Genomic DNA, 13,800 nt, shown 5'->3' with positions numbered 1-13,800 from the left:
GACGGGCGGCCGATGTGTGACACGGAATACGCCCCGGTCGGCGATGACTCACACTGAGTGGGACGACATCACGATGGGAAGGAACCAGTGTCAATGGTGGACTCGACCAGCGCGGCCGGTACGTCGCACGACACCGTGCGGATCCAGGAAGGCGGGGCGGGCTCCCCAGCCATGGGGTCCGTGTTCGCCAACTTCCGCCAGTACCTCATGGGATGGGGCGCCTCGGACCGCCCGGACCTCGGTGTCGACCGGTTTCGCAGCGGTCTGGCGGCCCCGCAGTTCAACGGCGTGGTGCGCGTACGGTCCGCGGCCGGGACGGACGTGGCGGCCGTCCGCAGGGAGCTGGCGGGGGTTCCCTGCTGGTGGTGGGTGGGACCGGACAGTCCCGAGGACACGCCGGATGTCCTGCGGCACCACGGTGGACGGCAGCTCACGGTCATGCCGGTGATGGTGAGGCCCCTCGGCGACCCGGTCGCCGGGAACGACCGGCCGGACGACGCACGTGTCCGGTCCGGCCTGCGCGTGGAGCCGGTGCGGGACGGCAGGCGGCTGCGGGAACTCGTACGGACGTACCGGACGTCCATGGGTATCGGCCCGGGGCCGGAGGCCGGAATGGTACGCGCCGAGTCGCAGCGTGGGGACAACGCGGACGTCGTCCGGCTGGCCGCGGTGCTGGACGGCCGGGTGGTCGGGACGACCGTCCTGATCACCGCGCATTCCGTGGCCGGGATCTTTCTCGTGCACGTGGCCGAGGAGCTTCGTCGACAGGGGATCGCGACTGCGTTGACGGCCGCCGCGCTCCGGGTGGGGCGGGAGCGCGGGATGCGCGTCGCCGCGCTCGTGGCCAGCCCCGCCGGAGAACCGTTGTACCGGCGGTTCGGCTTTGCTTCGGTGTACCGGTACCGCCTCTTCGACTTCCCGGCGTGAAGGTGAGCCCTCTCGTCCGTGCGGCTGACGACGACGTCGAGCCCGTGGACTGGGAACGCGGTGCCGGCCAGTGCCCTGAGCCCACCGGACCGGCCGCTCGTCAGATGAGTTCCAGCCCGCCGTCGACGGTGATCACCTGACCGGTCGCATGGCGTCCGGCCGGGTCCGCCATGCGCAGGATCCAGTGAGCCACCTCGTCCGCGTGCGCGATGTGGTGGGTCGGGATGCGGTCGCGCTCATAGGCGTACATGTCGTTGGCCGCCTCCGGTGTCAGACCGGCGTGCAGCATGACGTCGGTGCGGGTGGGGCCGGGAGCGACCGAGTTGACCCGGACACCTTCGTCGGCCAGTTCCAGTGCCCAGCTCCGCGTCATCTGCTCGATGGCGGCCTTGGTGGCCGAGTAGTGCGCGCCCCCCGCCATCGGGCGGTGCCCGTAGGTGCTGGAGAGGTTGATGATCGACCCCGAGGTCCGGCGCAGGTGCGGCAGGGCTTCGCGAGCCAGCAGACTCGGCGCGACGACGTTGAGCGCCAGCAGATCGACGATCGTCTGCTTGTCGGCCTCCGCCAGCGGCATGACCGCCGTCGCACCGGCGTTGTTGATGAGGTGGTCGAGTCGTCCCCACCGCTCCACGGCGGCGCCCACCACCGTGGCGGGCGCATCGTCGCCGCAGATGTCGATGGCCAGGACGTCGATGTTGGCGTGGGCCGCGGCGGTCTCCTTCAGGAGCGCCTCACGGCGGCCCACTCCGAGGACGTGCGCACCCGACTCGGCGAAGGCCACGGCGGTGGCTCGGCCGATGCCGGTTCCGGCGCCGGTGACGATCACAACGCGACCGGAGAACGTCTCATGGGAGTGATTCGGGGACATCAAGGCTCCTTGTTCGATGTTCGTTGTACATAAAACACTATGTGACAGCGTTGATGAGGTAGTCAAATGAGGAGGCATCGGCGGTCGGACGCGCGGAGGTTGCCATGACGCGATCGGCATCCCAGCCAGTGGCAATCATGCGCATGTCAATTACAAGGTGTGATTCGAACGGCTCCCGTTGGCAGGGAGTGCTCTACGCGGTCACCTCTGCTCGTCCCGCTCGGTCACGTGTCCTCCGACGTGGTCGATGTCGGCCGCGGACAGCAGCGCCGGCAGCAGGCCGGGGAAGCGGGTCTCCAGGGCGTCACCTCGCAGCTTCACGAAGCAGCGCGTGCCCTCCTGGCGAGTCTGCGTCACGCCCGCCTCACGCAGCATCTTGAGGTGATGGCTGAGCGTGGACTTGGCGACGGGAGCACTGAACTGCCCCCACCCTCTCTCGGCGCCGTCGGACAGGATCCGGACGATTCCCAGCCGCGTCGGATCGCTGAGCACCCCGAGGAGGCGGGGCAGGGAGATCTCAGTGTCCGCGGGTGACGCGTGGTGGTCCGGCATACGGCCATGCTACCGAACGTTCGACTCCTGTCGAACATGGGTGCCCGCACCGTCGTTCTCCCCTCCACACAGGTAGCGGAGCAGCTCCTTGTCCGTCTCCTCGACGTGGAGCTGGCGCACGACCTCCTCGACCGCCTGGCTCAGCAGGGGAGATCCCAGCCGCAGCACGTCGTGCGCGACGGCGGTGAGTTCGATCTCGATGCTCCGGCGGTCGTTGGACGCCGTGTGCGTGGTAATCAGGCCGCGTTCCTGCAAGCGTGTGACCAGGCGGCTGGTGGCGGACTGGCTCAGTCCCGTCCCGTTGGCCAGGTCACTCAGATAGAGCAGTCCCGTACCGGCCGCCACTCCCTCGCTCAACGTGCGAAGGGCGTAGAACTCGCTCACACCCAGGCCCAGCTGCCGGTGCAGGTGTCGCTCCATACGGGCTTCGATCCGGCGGTGGACCCGGGTCAGCCTGTTCCACTGTGTGATCAGCCTGGCGTCGTCGCTCATGGATGGTGGCCTCCCTGCTGTCCCCGGCGTCCGACTGCTCGGTGCCGGGCCGGTCTCCCGGCGCGAGGGCACGGCAGGTGAGCCGCACCCGCTTGCCCGCACAAGGGGAGACAGGACAGAGGCCGCGGATGTGACAGCAGGGGTCGCACGGGATCCGGTGGCGCCGTCTCGCCCGCCCCGGCCGGAGCGAGCCCCGCCCGCCGCTCGCCGTCACGCGGCCTGACGGGCCGGGACGTGCGCCGGGCGGGCCGGTCTGCGGGACGGCGGCGCCGTGCGGCGCACCCGCTCCTCGGGGATGAGCAGTCGTACGAGACCGTCGAGGTCGCCGGTGTCGGCGGCGGTCCGGAACGCGGTGACGAGACGACGGTGCGACTCGGTGGGGATCGGCCGCTCGCGCTCGCTGTCGAGACGGGCCTGGGCGCGGTGGACCACCACGCGTGCGTTCGGGGCGCTGATCCGCAGCAGCTTCGCGAGCTCCGTATAGGTGTAGTCGAAACCCTTGCGCAGCACATAGGCGGCCAGCCGGTCCGGCGTCAGCCTGGCCATGAGGAGGGCCAGGGCCGACTCGATCGCCGCGGTCCGCTCGGCGCGGAGCATGGGGTCGTCGGACGAGGCAAGGTCACCGAGGCCGGCGAAACGCGGTTCGGACGGCATCTCGTGCCGGCGCCGCCCCGACTGGATGACGTTGATGGCCAGGCGAGTCGTGGTCGTGGTCAGAAACGCGACCGGGTTCTTGACCTCCGCGCGGTCGGTCAGCTGCCAGCGCACCCACGCCTCCTGGACCACGTCCTCGGCCCCCGCGGCATCCCCGACGATCCGGTAGGCGATACGGAACAGTCGGTTGCGTTGGTCCAGGAAAACGTGGAGGGCGGTGTCCAGGTCGCCCTCGGCAGGCCGGGCGGCCAGGGTGCCGACCGGCGTGGTGGTCTCCGGACTGGGCGCGGACATCGGGACTCCTTCGGGTGAACGGCCGCCCCTTCAGGGGCGATGGGTCCACCCTCCGTCCGGGGCACCCCCCGTCGCGCCCTTGTTGTCCGTAGTCGAGTCCGTGGGGCCCCGGGGGCCAGGGCCTACGGACTCAGCCGGCACGCACCAAGCCCTCGTCGTCGCGGGGCGGGGTGCTCGCCAGGGCCCCGGGCAGCGCGCGGCGGGAATTGATCCCGAGCTTCGTGTACACCTTCCGCAGGTGCCACTCCACGGTGTGCGGGCTGATGAACAGCTCCGCGCCGATCTTCGCGTTCGTCATGCCGTCGGCGGCGAGCGTGGCCACCTGCGACTCCTGGGGGGTGAGCGCGCTGGTCACCGCGGCCTCCCGCACCCTGACGTGCTCCCCGGTGGCGAGCAGCTCGCGGCGGGCCCGCTCCGCGAAGGCCCGCGCCCGCATGCCGTCGAACATCTCGTGTGCCTTACGCAGGTGCTCGCGGGCCAGCGATCGCTGGTGGGTACGGCGCAGCCACTCGCCGTACAGCAGGTGACTGCGGGCCACCTCCACGGTGACGCCGCCGCGCTCGAACTCCACGATCGCCGTACGGTACAGGCGGTCGGCCTCGTCGCCGTCGGCGAGAAGGGCCTGACTACGCGCACCGGCGCCGCGGGCCCAGCCGGAGTCGGTCGCGCGGGTGAGATCCATGAGGCGCTCCAGCGAGGCCCTGGCCTGGTCCGGCTCACCGCACCGGATGGCGGCCTCGACGTGCTCGACCAAGGACAGACCGACGAAGTTGAACCCGTCGTGCTCGATGGCGGTGCGCGCGGCCTCCAGGGCCTCCTCGTACCGTGCCAGACCGTTGTACAGCACTCCCTGGATGTAGCCCATGGCGCCCAGCAGGGACACCTCGCCCCGCTGATCGGCCCGCTGCCTGGCCTCCTCGATGATTCCGGAGGCGACGTCCGCCTCGCCCCGCCAGGCGGCCAGGACCAGCGTCGCGTACTTGTGCGGCGCGTGTCCGGTGGCGGCGGCCAGGGCGTCGGCCTCGTCGATCATCCTGGCCGCCTCGGCGAAGTCGCCGTAGTGGATGTGCACTCCACCGGCGTAGATGAGGGCCGGCGGCAGTGCGCCGAGGGCGCCGATGTCACGGGCCAGGCGCACCGCGCGATTGGACAAGGTGTCCCACGCGTGCAGGTCCCAGGCGCAGTGGATGAACGCTTCCAGTGCCACTGGTACGAGCAGGAGCCAGCGCACGGTGGCCTCCCGTGTGCGCAGTTCTTCGGTGGCCAGCAGTTCCAGGGCGCCCCGCAGCGCCGGCACACCGGTCTCGTAACCGTCCGTCAGGAGCGCGGCCACACCGTCCAGGAGCAGGTCGGCGGCGCCGGAGCCGGAAGGGGGTGCGCCGGACGCACGGGCGGCGACAGCGGCGGCGCGCGCCCCGGCGGGGCCGTGTACGCGGCCCGCGAAGATGGTGGCGCCGATCGCCTCCAGGTACGTCTCCCGGGCCAGCGGCGAACCGGCGGCGGTGAACTGCGCGGCCGCGTCGAGGAGCAGGGGCGCCGCCTCGTCGCTGCGGCTGCGGGCGAAGAGGATCCTGGCCCGCAGCCGTGCCAGGCGAGCGCGGTCCAGCGGGCTCAGGGGGCACAGTTCGGCCACTGTGGCGAGCTCCGTGGCCCGGTCGGGCGCCGCGGCCGAGAAGTGTGCCTCCGCTGCCGCCAGGGCGCGGCGTCCACGTGGCCGGCGGTCCGGTGTCACCTCGGCCGCGCGCTCCAGCAGTACCGCCTCGGCCGCGATTCCGCCGCGCTGCCGGGCCCGGTCAGCCGCGCGTTCCAGTCCCGCGGCGACCTCCTCGTCCGGTCCGTCCGCGGCCTGGGCGGCGTGCCAGGCGCGCCGGTCGGGGTCCAGGACCGGGTCCGTGGCGGCGGCCAGGGCCCGGTGCACCGATCGGCGTGCTTCGGGTGCGGCTTGGTGGTAGGCCGCTGAACGGACCAGTGGGTGCCGGAACCGGATGGACTCGCCCAGTTCGATCAGACCGGCGACCTTGGCCGGAGCGGCGAAGGGGGTGATCTTGAGTATGGCGGCCGCCCGGGCGAGCAGCCCGGCGTCACCGACCGGTTCCGACGCGGCGATCAGCAGCAGCGTCCGCGTCGCCTCCGGCAGCGACCCGAGCCGCTGGGCGAAGTCCCGCTCGATCCGGTTCGCGACCGGGCCCTGGACGATCGGGTGACCGGACGAGTCCAGGCCGTAGGCCAGTTCGGCGGCACTGCGGCCTCGGGAGAACTCCAGCAGAGCGAGCGGATTGCCGTGCATCTCGGCCACGAACCGGTCCCGGATCCGCTTCTCCAGTCGCCCGCCGACGGCGGTTTCCAGGAGTTCCCCCGCGGCGGTGGCGTCGAGGCCGCCGATGCGCAGGGGCGGCAGACCGGTCAGTGCCTCCTGTCCTTCGGGGTCGCGCACCGCGAACACCATCGCGACCGCCTCGGCGAGCAGTCTCCTCGCGACGAACTCCAACGTCTGCAGGGAGACCTGGTCCAGCCACTGAGCGTCGTCGATCAGGACGAGCACCGGTCGCGCCTCCGAGGCCCGGGTGAGGAGCGTGAGCACGGCGAGACCGACCAGGAACCGGTCGGGCGGATCACCTGCTGCCATGCCGAACGCCACGCGCAGGGCTTCCCGTTGGGGTGCCGGCAGGTCGTGCAGCTCGTCGAGGAACGGCGCGCACAGTTGGTGCAGGCTCGCGTAGGGCAGTTCCATGTCCGCCTCGATGCCCTGCGCGCGCGTCACCTTCGTCCATGACGCCTGCGCGGCCAGGTACCGCAGGAGCACCGTCTTCCCGATGCCCGCTTCGCCGCGGATCACCAGCACGCGGGACCCACCTTCGCGCAGGCCTGCCAGGAGATCGTCGAGTGCCTCGCACTCGCGGTGCCGGCCGACCAGGTCCGGAAGCGGGCTGGCGATCATGCGCGTGGCTCCTCATGTGCTCCGGGGACGGCGAACTCCCGCATCGAATGCCGGGGAACAATCCCTTTCACGATACCCGGAGCACAGAGCACACCTTGTGTCTACACCTTGTGACACACTCCACATGTGAGATGGTGCCAAGGTTGTCACACAGGACCCCGCAAGCCGGTCCGTCCTCTCGTACGACCGAGGCGGCGAGGGTCTAGCCTCGGCCACCGCGCCGGGCGGCCGGCGTGTCCGGGAGGTGCCGGGACGCCCATCCGGCCAACTCGCTGAGGATGGGCATCAGAGCCGTCCCGTCCTCAGTGAGGCGGTAGCGCACCGTGACGGGCGGGCCGGGTTCCACCTCGCGATGCGCGAGACCGGCGGCGGACAGCTCGGAAAGCCGTTCCGAGAGGACCGAGTCACTGATGCCCTCCACCGCGCGCCGCAACTCGGCGAAGCCCAGGGGTCCGTGTTGGAGGGTGGCCAGGATGACGCCGTTCCACCGCTTGCCGAGAAAGCCGAACGCCTTGGTCAGCGCACCGTCACAAGCCGCCGGATGGTGCTGCCGCGCCTCCACGCCGTCCGCGTCGGCCGGTCGAGTGCCCTTCGCCTTCTCCATGCCCCCAGGGTAACCGGGTGCTACTCTGCCGAAGGTCGCTCTGTTTTTCCTAGCGACCTGGCTTATCGTAGCTACTCTCCCTTAACGAGCACCGAGCCAGGAGCATCCCCATGCTCACCAGCATCTGGGAGCTCGCCCGCTGGGCACCGACCGCCGCGAACACCCAGCCGCTGCGCGTCCTGTACGTCCGTACGGCCGAGGGCAAGGAGCGTCTGCTGCCGCACCTCGACGAAGGAAACCGGCCGAAGTCGGCCTCGGCGCCCGTCGTCGCGGTCCTCGCCGTGGACCACCGCTTCCACGAGCACCTCCCGCACGTCCTGCCCGTCCGCCCGGAGATGAAGGACTTCTTCGAGGGCGAGCCCGCCCGGCGTGAGGCCATCACCTCGTTCAACGGACCGCTTCAGGCCGGATACTTCATCCTCGCCGTCCGCGCCCTCGGCCTGGCCGCGGGTCCGATGGCGGGCTTCGACCCGGCCGGGATCGACAAGGAGTTCTTCGCCGACGGTGACTGGCACTCGATCCTGGTCGTCAACATCGGCCACCCGGCCGTACCTCCGGCGTTCGACCGCATGCCGCGGCTGGCCCACGAGCACGCCCTCGACTGGGCCTGATCCCCGGCAGACGCGAGAGCCGCACCGTCACAGGACCGGCAGGAGGGACAGCAGCCGGAGGTTGGTGTGGCTCTCCGTGCCGGGTGTCGCGGTGTAGACCACGAGCCGCTGGCCGTGGTCGGGATCGATCAGCGTCTGGCAGTGCAGTTCGAGTGTCCCGACCTGTGGGTGCACGAAGCGCTTGGCGGCGCAGTACGGTCCCAGCACGGGGCGTTGCCGCCACAGGCCCGCGAACTCGGGACTCTCCCGGTTCAGCGCGTCCACGAGCGCGGCGGCGCCGGAGTCGCCCCCGTCGCGGGAGTAGGCGCTGTGGAGGTCGGCCACCATGAGACGGCTCTGCTCGGCGTGATCGCTCTCGGGGTGGACCAGACGGGCGGCAGGGTCGGTGAACCAGCGGTAGTGGGCACTGCGGGCCAGTCCCGTGTGGGCCGTCTGGTCACCCAGCAGGGCCAGCGCGGGACGTGTCTGGCTCAGTGTCTCGCCCAGGTGGTTCATCACCTGGGCGGGAGTGTCCTCCAGCCGGTCCAGGATGCGCATCATCCCGGGGGCGACGTGATCGCCGCGTCGCACCCGGCTCGGCAGGGCGTGACCGGCGAGTTGGAAGAGGAGATCGCGTTCCTCCAGTGACAGGCGCAGGCCGCGGGCCATCGCCGTGAGCATCTGCTCCGAGGGGTGCGGGCCTCGCGGCTGCTCCAGCCGGCCGTAGTAGTCGACCGACATGTCGCACAGCGCCGCGACCTCCTCCCGGCGCAGCCCTCCGGTACGCCTGCGGCGGCCGCGGGGCAACCCGACGTCCTCGGGCTGGAGGGCCTCGCGGCGTGCTCGCAGGAAAGCGGCCAGCGCCGCGCGGTCTGCCATGGTCGTCCTCTCGCACGGGGCCGTGCCGCCCCGTCGGGGTGTTCTGCCGGGGCGGCACGGTGGATCAATGAGGTGAACGTGGTATCCGGGGCGTGCCATTCCCTGCGAACAGTGTGTTGCGCCCGGACACGTTGGTGCGGTGCGTCAGCGTGTGATCGCCTTGGTCTCCAGGAACTCCTCGAGGCCCGCACGGCCCATCTCCCGGCCGTTGCCGGACTGTTTGTAGCCGCCGAAGGGTGCCTGGAAGTTGTGCGGGCCGCCGTTGACGTCGACCTGGCCGACACGCAGGCGCATGGCGATCGCCATGGCCTGGTCCTCTGCTCCGGTCACCGCGGCGTTGAGCCCGTAGACCGTGCCGTTGGCGATCTCTACGGCGTGATTTTCGTCGGTGTAAGGGATGACGACGAGGACGGGGCCGAAGATCTCCTCCTGGGCGATGACCGACTCGGGTGCGACGTCGGAGAAGATCGTGGGCCTGACGTAGGCGCCGGTCTCGAATCCCTCGGGTCGGCCGGGGCCGCCCGTCACGAGGGTGGCGCCGTCGGCGATGCCGCGGCGGATGTAGTCGTCGACGCGTCGGCGCTGGGTCTCCGAGGCCAGGGGTCCGATCCGCGTGGCCTCGTCGGCGGGGTCACCGACCACGTACTCCTGGGCAGCGGTCCGGAGCCTGTCGACCACGGCCGTCTGAAGGTCCTCGGGCACGAGCATGCGTACGTAGGCACCGCAGGCCTGGCCGGCGTTGGACCAGGCGAAGGCGAGTCCGCGGGTGACGGCGGAGTCGAGGTCGGCCCCGGGAAGGATGATGTGGGCCGCCTTGCCCCCCAGTTCGAGTGCGACCCGCTTCACCGTAGCGGAGGCGGCGCTGGAGACGCTCTTGCCGGCACGGGTGGATCCGGTGAAGGAGATCATGTCGATCCTCGGATGGCGGGACAGGGCCTCACCGACGACCGGGCCGGTCCCCTGCACCACGTTGAACACACCGTTCGGCAGCCCGGCCTCCGTGGCGATCTCCGCGAACATCCGGGCGCTGAGGGGTGACATCTCCGAGGGCTTGAGGACGACACTGTTGCCCGCCAGCATCGCCGGGACCACCTTCGTCACCAACTGCTGCAGCGGGAAGTTCCACGGGGTGATGGCGCCCACCACTCCGATGGGCTCGCGGACGACGAGCGAGTTCTCGACCGTCTCGCTCCACTCGAACCGCTCGGCCGCGGCGATCGCGGCCATAGTGGACGCGACCGGGAATCCGACCTGCGCCTGCCGGGAGAAGGCGATGGGGGCGCCCATCTCCAGGGTGATGGTGGCCGCCAGTTCCTCGCTCCGTTTCCGAAGGCCCTCGGCCAGGCGTCGCATGACGTCCGCACGGTACCGCGGGGGCGTCGAGGACCACCCGGGGAAGGCGGCGACCGCGGCGTCGACTGCCGCGTCCACGTCGTCGGCGGTGGCCTCGTGGAGGTGGGCGATGACCGATTCGTCGGCGGGGTTCACCACGTCGATCAACGGTCCGGAACCGGTGACGGCACGGCCGTCGATCCAGTGGGAGGGAGTCGGAAAGGGCATCCTGGGGCTGTCGTTCATGTCGCCCAGCGAACACCGCGCGGTGCGGGACATCCATGCCCTCCCGGGCCCATGATCGGGGTCACAGGACCGTGCGCGCGTGGCACTGCCCCGGGACGACGCGGCTGCGGCGCCGGGCGCCGCCCTCCGCTCCCGGACCTCACCACGAGGGCGCGGCCGACCGGTCGCCGGGGCCGTCCAGACGCGTTTGCCCGAGGGCGTCCAGCGTGATCCTGCGGATCTCCAGGTCCTGGGCCGTGACGGACCCGCCGCCCCGCGCCCGCGTCTCCCGAGCACTGTTGGCGCGCGCCAGGGCGACGCGCACCGCTCGGGAGACGTCACCCGCCTCGCCCACCACGTAGTACATCCAGACCACGTGGGAAGAGGTGGATCGGAAGGGCACGCCGATCAGCCACTTGTCGGGCTGTGCGCACCCGTGGGCCCCTGTCTCCGTGGTGTCCCAAGGGCTGGAACGGTCCATCGCGGTCAGCATGTGAGGTCGTCTCCTCTCGGCTCGCGATGCCGGGCCGGACGGGGCCGGCACCGGAACACCGGCGCGAGCGGGCTGGAAAGCGTTCTGCTCTCTTGATGAGACGGCTCTGCGTTCTGTGACAGCCGCCGAAGACGGCCGCGGCAGCCGCCTCCTGCCCCGGCCGCACGCCGTGTTGTTATGCTCACCGCGTGTGGGGGGCTGCGTGAGCGGGGACGGTTCGGAGCGGCTGCGTGGCCGGGGCCGTGAGTACGAGGTGCTGGACGGGCTGGTCTCGGAGGTGGAGGCAGGTCGCAGCGCGGTACTGGTTCTGCGCGGCGATGCCGGCATCGGAAAGTCCGCCCTCCTGGATCATCTCGCGGCACGCGTCACCACGCACCGGGTCGCCCGGGGAGCGGGCGCCGAGTCGGAGATGGAGCTTCCGTTCGCGGGACTGCACCAGTTGTGCGCGCCCTTCCTCGGGCACGCCGGCTCCCTCCCGCCGCCGCAGGCGAAAGCGCTGGCCACGGCGTTCGGGATGAGCGCGGGGCCGCCCCCGGACAGGTTCCTGGTCGGTCTGGCCGTGCTCGGGCTGCTGACCGACGTGGCCGCCCGGCGACCGCTGTTCTGCCTCGTGGACGACGCCCAGTGGCTCGACCGGGTCTCCGCACAGACGCTGGCGTTCGTGGCGCGAAGGATGCTCGCCGAACCGCTGGCTCTGGTCTTCGCCACCCGTGAGCAGCGGGGGCGCGACGACCTGGCCGGCCTGCCCGAACTGACGCTGCGCGGGCTGGACGACGCCGACGCCCGCGCACTGCTGGACGCGAGCGCCGAAGGTCCGATGGACGAGCGGATCCGCGACCGCGTCCTCGCCGAGGCCCGCGGCAACCCCCTGGCGCTGCTGGAACTCCCCCACGGCCGCGTCGACGCGGAAGCGGTCGAGGGATCCGCTCCGCACAGTCCCGGAAGGGTGACCAGCCGTATCGAGCGGAGCTACCTCGCGCGGGTCCGCTCGCTCCCGGAGCCGACGCAGCGCCTGCTGCTGGCGGCCGCCGCCGAGCCGGTCGGTGACGTGTCGCTGCTCCGCAACGCCGTCGAGCGACTGGGCGTCGACCCGGACGCGGCGGAGCCGGCGGTGACGGCGGGGCTGCTCGACGTCGGCGCGCTGGTGCGTTTCCGGCATCCGCTGGTGCGCTCCGCGATCTACCGGTCGGCCGGGCTGGCGGAGCTGCGGGAGGTGCACCGCGTGCTGGCCGAAGCTACGGATCCGCACCTCGATCCCGACCGCCGTGCCTGGCACCTCGCGAGGGCCACGGTCCGGCCGGACGAGGACATCGCCGCGGAGCTGGAGGCGTCGGCCGGACGGGCGCGGGCGCGGGGCGGCACCGCCGCGGCGGCCGCGTTCCTCGCCCACGCGGCCGTACTGACGCCGCACCCGCGGCGCAAGGCGACGCGTGCCCTCGCCGCGGCTCAGGCGAAGCTGCGCGCCGGTGCGCCCGCCGCGGCCCGCGACCTGCTGGAGCTGGCACGGGCCGGCACGCTCGACGAACTCGGCCGGGCCCGCGCGGATCTCGTCGAGGCCCGGATCTCCTTCGCCTCCAGCCGCGTGGACGAAGTGCTCCCCAGGCTGCTGGCCACCGCGCGACGCCTGGTCCCGCTCGACGTGGGCCTGGCCCGCGAGACGTTCCTGGACGCCCTCTCGGCGGCCATGTTCGCCGGACGCCTCACGCCGGAGGCGCTCGTAGGCGAGGTGGCCGCGGCCGCGCGCGGGACGGCCCCGCCCCGCACAGGACCGCCGCGCAACGCCGATCTGCTGCTGGACGCGCTCACCACCCGTTTCCTCGACGGGTATCGCGACGCGGTCCCCGTCTCGCGCGACGCGGTACGCGCCTTCCGCCGGGAGACCGAGCCCGACGAGGTACTGCGCTGGTCGTGGGTGGCTTCGGCACTGGCGGCCGACATGTGGGACCACGACGCCTGGACGGAACTGGTCACCCGCCATGTGCGCACCGCCCGTGCCGTCGGCGCACTGACCGAGTTGCCACTCGCGCTCAACTCGCGGGTGGTCGTCCACACGACCGCCGGTGAACTGGACGCGGCGGCGCTGCTCATCGCGGAGACCGGCCGGGTCCAGGAGGCGGTCGGAAGCGGTTTCTCGCCGTACGGCACGATGACGCTCGCAGCCTGGCAGGGGCGCGCGAGCGAAGCCGCACCGTTGATCGAGGGCGGCACGGAGGATGCCCTCGGCCGCGGGGAGGGCATCGGGGTGGCCGTCGCGAGCCGGGCGGAGGCCGTGCTCCTCAACGGCCTGGGCCGGTACGAGGAGGCGCTGGAGGCCGCCCGTCGGGCGAGCGCGCACCCGCGGGACCTGGTCGCGGCCGGCTGGGGGCTGGTGGAGGTGGTGGAGGCCGGGGCGCGCAGCGGCCGGCTCGACGTGGCCGAGGCGGCGCTGGTGCGGCTGACCCGGGACACGGACGCCGCCGCCACGGACTGGGCACTGGGCGTCCAGCAGCGCTGCCGCGCCCTGCTCAGTGACGGAACCGCGGCCGACGAGCTGTACCGGGCGGCGATCGAGCGCCTCGGCCGTACCCGGGCCGCCATGGAGACGGCCCGGGCGCGACTGCTGTACGGAGAGTGGCTGCGGCGGGAGGGCCGCCGCGCCGACGCCCGGACGCAGTTGCGGATGGCCCACGCCCTGTTCGCCCGGTTCGGCGCGCAGGCGTTCGCCGAACGCGCCCTCCGCGAACTGCGGGCCACCGGCGAGACGGTGGCCCGCCGCGACGCCGCCACCGTGGCGCTCACGCCTCAGGAGAGCCAGATCGCGCGCCTGGCCCGGGACGGGCTCACCAACTCCGAGATCGGCGCCCAGTTGTTCCTGAGCCCGCACACCGTGGAATGGCATCTGCGGAAGGTGTACGCCAAGTTGGGCATCACCTCCCGGCGCCTCCTGAGCACCGTCCTGTGAGCGGCGCCGCC

The 13,800-nt window shown here is 71.9% G+C and carries 12 protein-coding genes; 3 read left to right on the top strand and 9 right to left on the bottom strand.

The genetic code is table 11. The annotated features are described in order from the left end of the window. Positions 1–93 precede the first annotated feature (93 nt). On the top strand, positions 94–927 hold the full coding sequence (locus D1J63_RS35890) for a GNAT family N-acetyltransferase (protein ID WP_125634865.1): 834 nt from the start codon (positions 94–96) through the stop codon (positions 925–927). A 100-nt stretch (positions 928–1,027) separates the two neighbouring features. Here the strand turns inward: D1J63_RS35890 and D1J63_RS35885 are convergent, their stop codons facing one another. From D1J63_RS35885 to D1J63_RS35860, 6 genes are all read right to left on the bottom strand, one after another. Further along, positions 1,028–1,795, bottom strand: a complete 768-nt coding sequence (locus tag D1J63_RS35885) for an SDR family oxidoreductase (protein WP_125634864.1) — start codon at positions 1,793–1,795, stop codon at positions 1,028–1,030. 201 nt (positions 1,796–1,996) lie between these two features. Then, positions 1,997–2,347: an ArsR family transcriptional regulator gene (locus tag D1J63_RS35880; protein WP_125634862.1), complete on the bottom strand. Its 351-nt coding sequence runs from the start codon at positions 2,345–2,347 to the stop codon at positions 1,997–1,999. Between the two features lie 9 nt (positions 2,348–2,356). Continuing rightward, positions 2,357–2,839, bottom strand: a complete 483-nt coding sequence (locus D1J63_RS35875) for a MarR family winged helix-turn-helix transcriptional regulator (protein ID WP_125634860.1) — start codon at positions 2,837–2,839, stop codon at positions 2,357–2,359. Positions 2,840–3,049: 210 nt separating this feature from the next. Then, positions 3,050–3,787 carry a sigma-70 family RNA polymerase sigma factor gene (locus D1J63_RS35870; protein WP_125634858.1) on the bottom strand — a complete coding sequence of 246 codons (738 nt, stop codon included), beginning with the start codon at positions 3,785–3,787 and terminating at the stop codon, positions 3,050–3,052. 130 nt (positions 3,788–3,917) lie between these two features. Continuing rightward, positions 3,918–6,725, bottom strand: coding sequence for a LuxR family transcriptional regulator (locus D1J63_RS35865; RefSeq protein ID WP_125634856.1), 2,808 nt, complete (start codon positions 6,723–6,725; stop codon positions 3,918–3,920). 202 nt (positions 6,726–6,927) lie between these two features. Next, positions 6,928–7,329, bottom strand: coding sequence for a helix-turn-helix domain-containing protein (locus D1J63_RS35860; protein ID WP_125634854.1), 402 nt, complete (start codon positions 7,327–7,329; stop codon positions 6,928–6,930). 110 nt (positions 7,330–7,439) lie between these two features. On the opposite strand from D1J63_RS35860, the gene D1J63_RS35855 reads away from it, so the two are divergent. Beyond that, positions 7,440–7,940 carry a malonic semialdehyde reductase gene (locus D1J63_RS35855; RefSeq protein ID WP_232249398.1) on the top strand — a complete coding sequence of 167 codons (501 nt, stop codon included), beginning with the start codon at positions 7,440–7,442 and terminating at the stop codon, positions 7,938–7,940. A gap of 27 nt (positions 7,941–7,967) precedes the next feature. Here the strand turns inward: D1J63_RS35855 and D1J63_RS35850 are convergent, their stop codons facing one another. The 3 genes from D1J63_RS35850 to D1J63_RS35840 form a co-directional block, all read right to left on the bottom strand. Continuing rightward, positions 7,968–8,798 carry a helix-turn-helix transcriptional regulator gene (locus tag D1J63_RS35850; protein ID WP_125634852.1) on the bottom strand — a complete coding sequence of 277 codons (831 nt, stop codon included), beginning with the start codon at positions 8,796–8,798 and terminating at the stop codon, positions 7,968–7,970. A 144-nt stretch (positions 8,799–8,942) separates the two neighbouring features. Further along, a complete protein-coding gene (locus tag D1J63_RS35845; RefSeq protein ID WP_232249397.1) occupies positions 8,943–10,376 on the bottom strand; it encodes an aldehyde dehydrogenase family protein in 1,434 nt (477 codons plus the stop codon). A gap of 139 nt (positions 10,377–10,515) precedes the next feature. Beyond that, positions 10,516–10,848, bottom strand: coding sequence for a hypothetical protein (locus D1J63_RS35840; RefSeq protein ID WP_125634849.1), 333 nt, complete (start codon positions 10,846–10,848; stop codon positions 10,516–10,518). A gap of 202 nt (positions 10,849–11,050) precedes the next feature. Between D1J63_RS35840 and D1J63_RS35835 the strand changes: the two genes are divergently transcribed. Further along, positions 11,051–13,789 (top strand): LuxR family transcriptional regulator, encoded by a 2,739-nt coding sequence (locus D1J63_RS35835; protein ID WP_164713125.1) that lies wholly within the window; start codon positions 11,051–11,053, stop codon positions 13,787–13,789. Positions 13,790–13,800 lie beyond the last annotated feature (11 nt).

It is taken from the genome of Streptomyces sp. KPB2 (assembly GCF_003950055.1).
Lineage (GTDB): Bacteria > Actinomycetota > Actinomycetes > Streptomycetales > Streptomycetaceae > Streptomyces > Streptomyces salinarius.
Note: the sequence above shows the minus strand (reverse complement) of the source record. Positions and strands in the feature narration are given on the sequence as shown.

Coding starts and splice junctions, on each gene's coding strand:
- D1J63_RS35890 (WP_125634865.1), top strand. CDS start 94: ATGGTGGACTCGACCAGCGCGGCCGGTACGTCGCACGACACCGTGCGG.
- D1J63_RS35885 (WP_125634864.1), bottom strand. CDS start 1,795: ATGTCCCCGAATCACTCCCATGAGACGTTCTCCGGTCGCGTTGTGATC.
- D1J63_RS35880 (WP_125634862.1), bottom strand. CDS start 2,347: ATGCCGGACCACCACGCGTCACCCGCGGACACTGAGATCTCCCTGCCC.
- D1J63_RS35875 (WP_125634860.1), bottom strand. CDS start 2,839: ATGAGCGACGACGCCAGGCTGATCACACAGTGGAACAGGCTGACCCGG.
- D1J63_RS35870 (WP_125634858.1), bottom strand. CDS start 3,787: ATGTCCGCGCCCAGTCCGGAGACCACCACGCCGGTCGGCACCCTGGCC.
- D1J63_RS35865 (WP_125634856.1), bottom strand. CDS start 6,725: ATGATCGCCAGCCCGCTTCCGGACCTGGTCGGCCGGCACCGCGAGTGC.
- D1J63_RS35860 (WP_125634854.1), bottom strand. CDS start 7,329: ATGGAGAAGGCGAAGGGCACTCGACCGGCCGACGCGGACGGCGTGGAG.
- D1J63_RS35855 (WP_232249398.1), top strand. CDS start 7,440: ATGCTCACCAGCATCTGGGAGCTCGCCCGCTGGGCACCGACCGCCGCG.
- D1J63_RS35850 (WP_125634852.1), bottom strand. CDS start 8,798: ATGGCAGACCGCGCGGCGCTGGCCGCTTTCCTGCGAGCACGCCGCGAG.
- D1J63_RS35845 (WP_232249397.1), bottom strand. CDS start 10,376: ATGAACGACAGCCCCAGGATGCCCTTTCCGACTCCCTCCCACTGGATC.
- D1J63_RS35840 (WP_125634849.1), bottom strand. CDS start 10,848: ATGCTGACCGCGATGGACCGTTCCAGCCCTTGGGACACCACGGAGACA.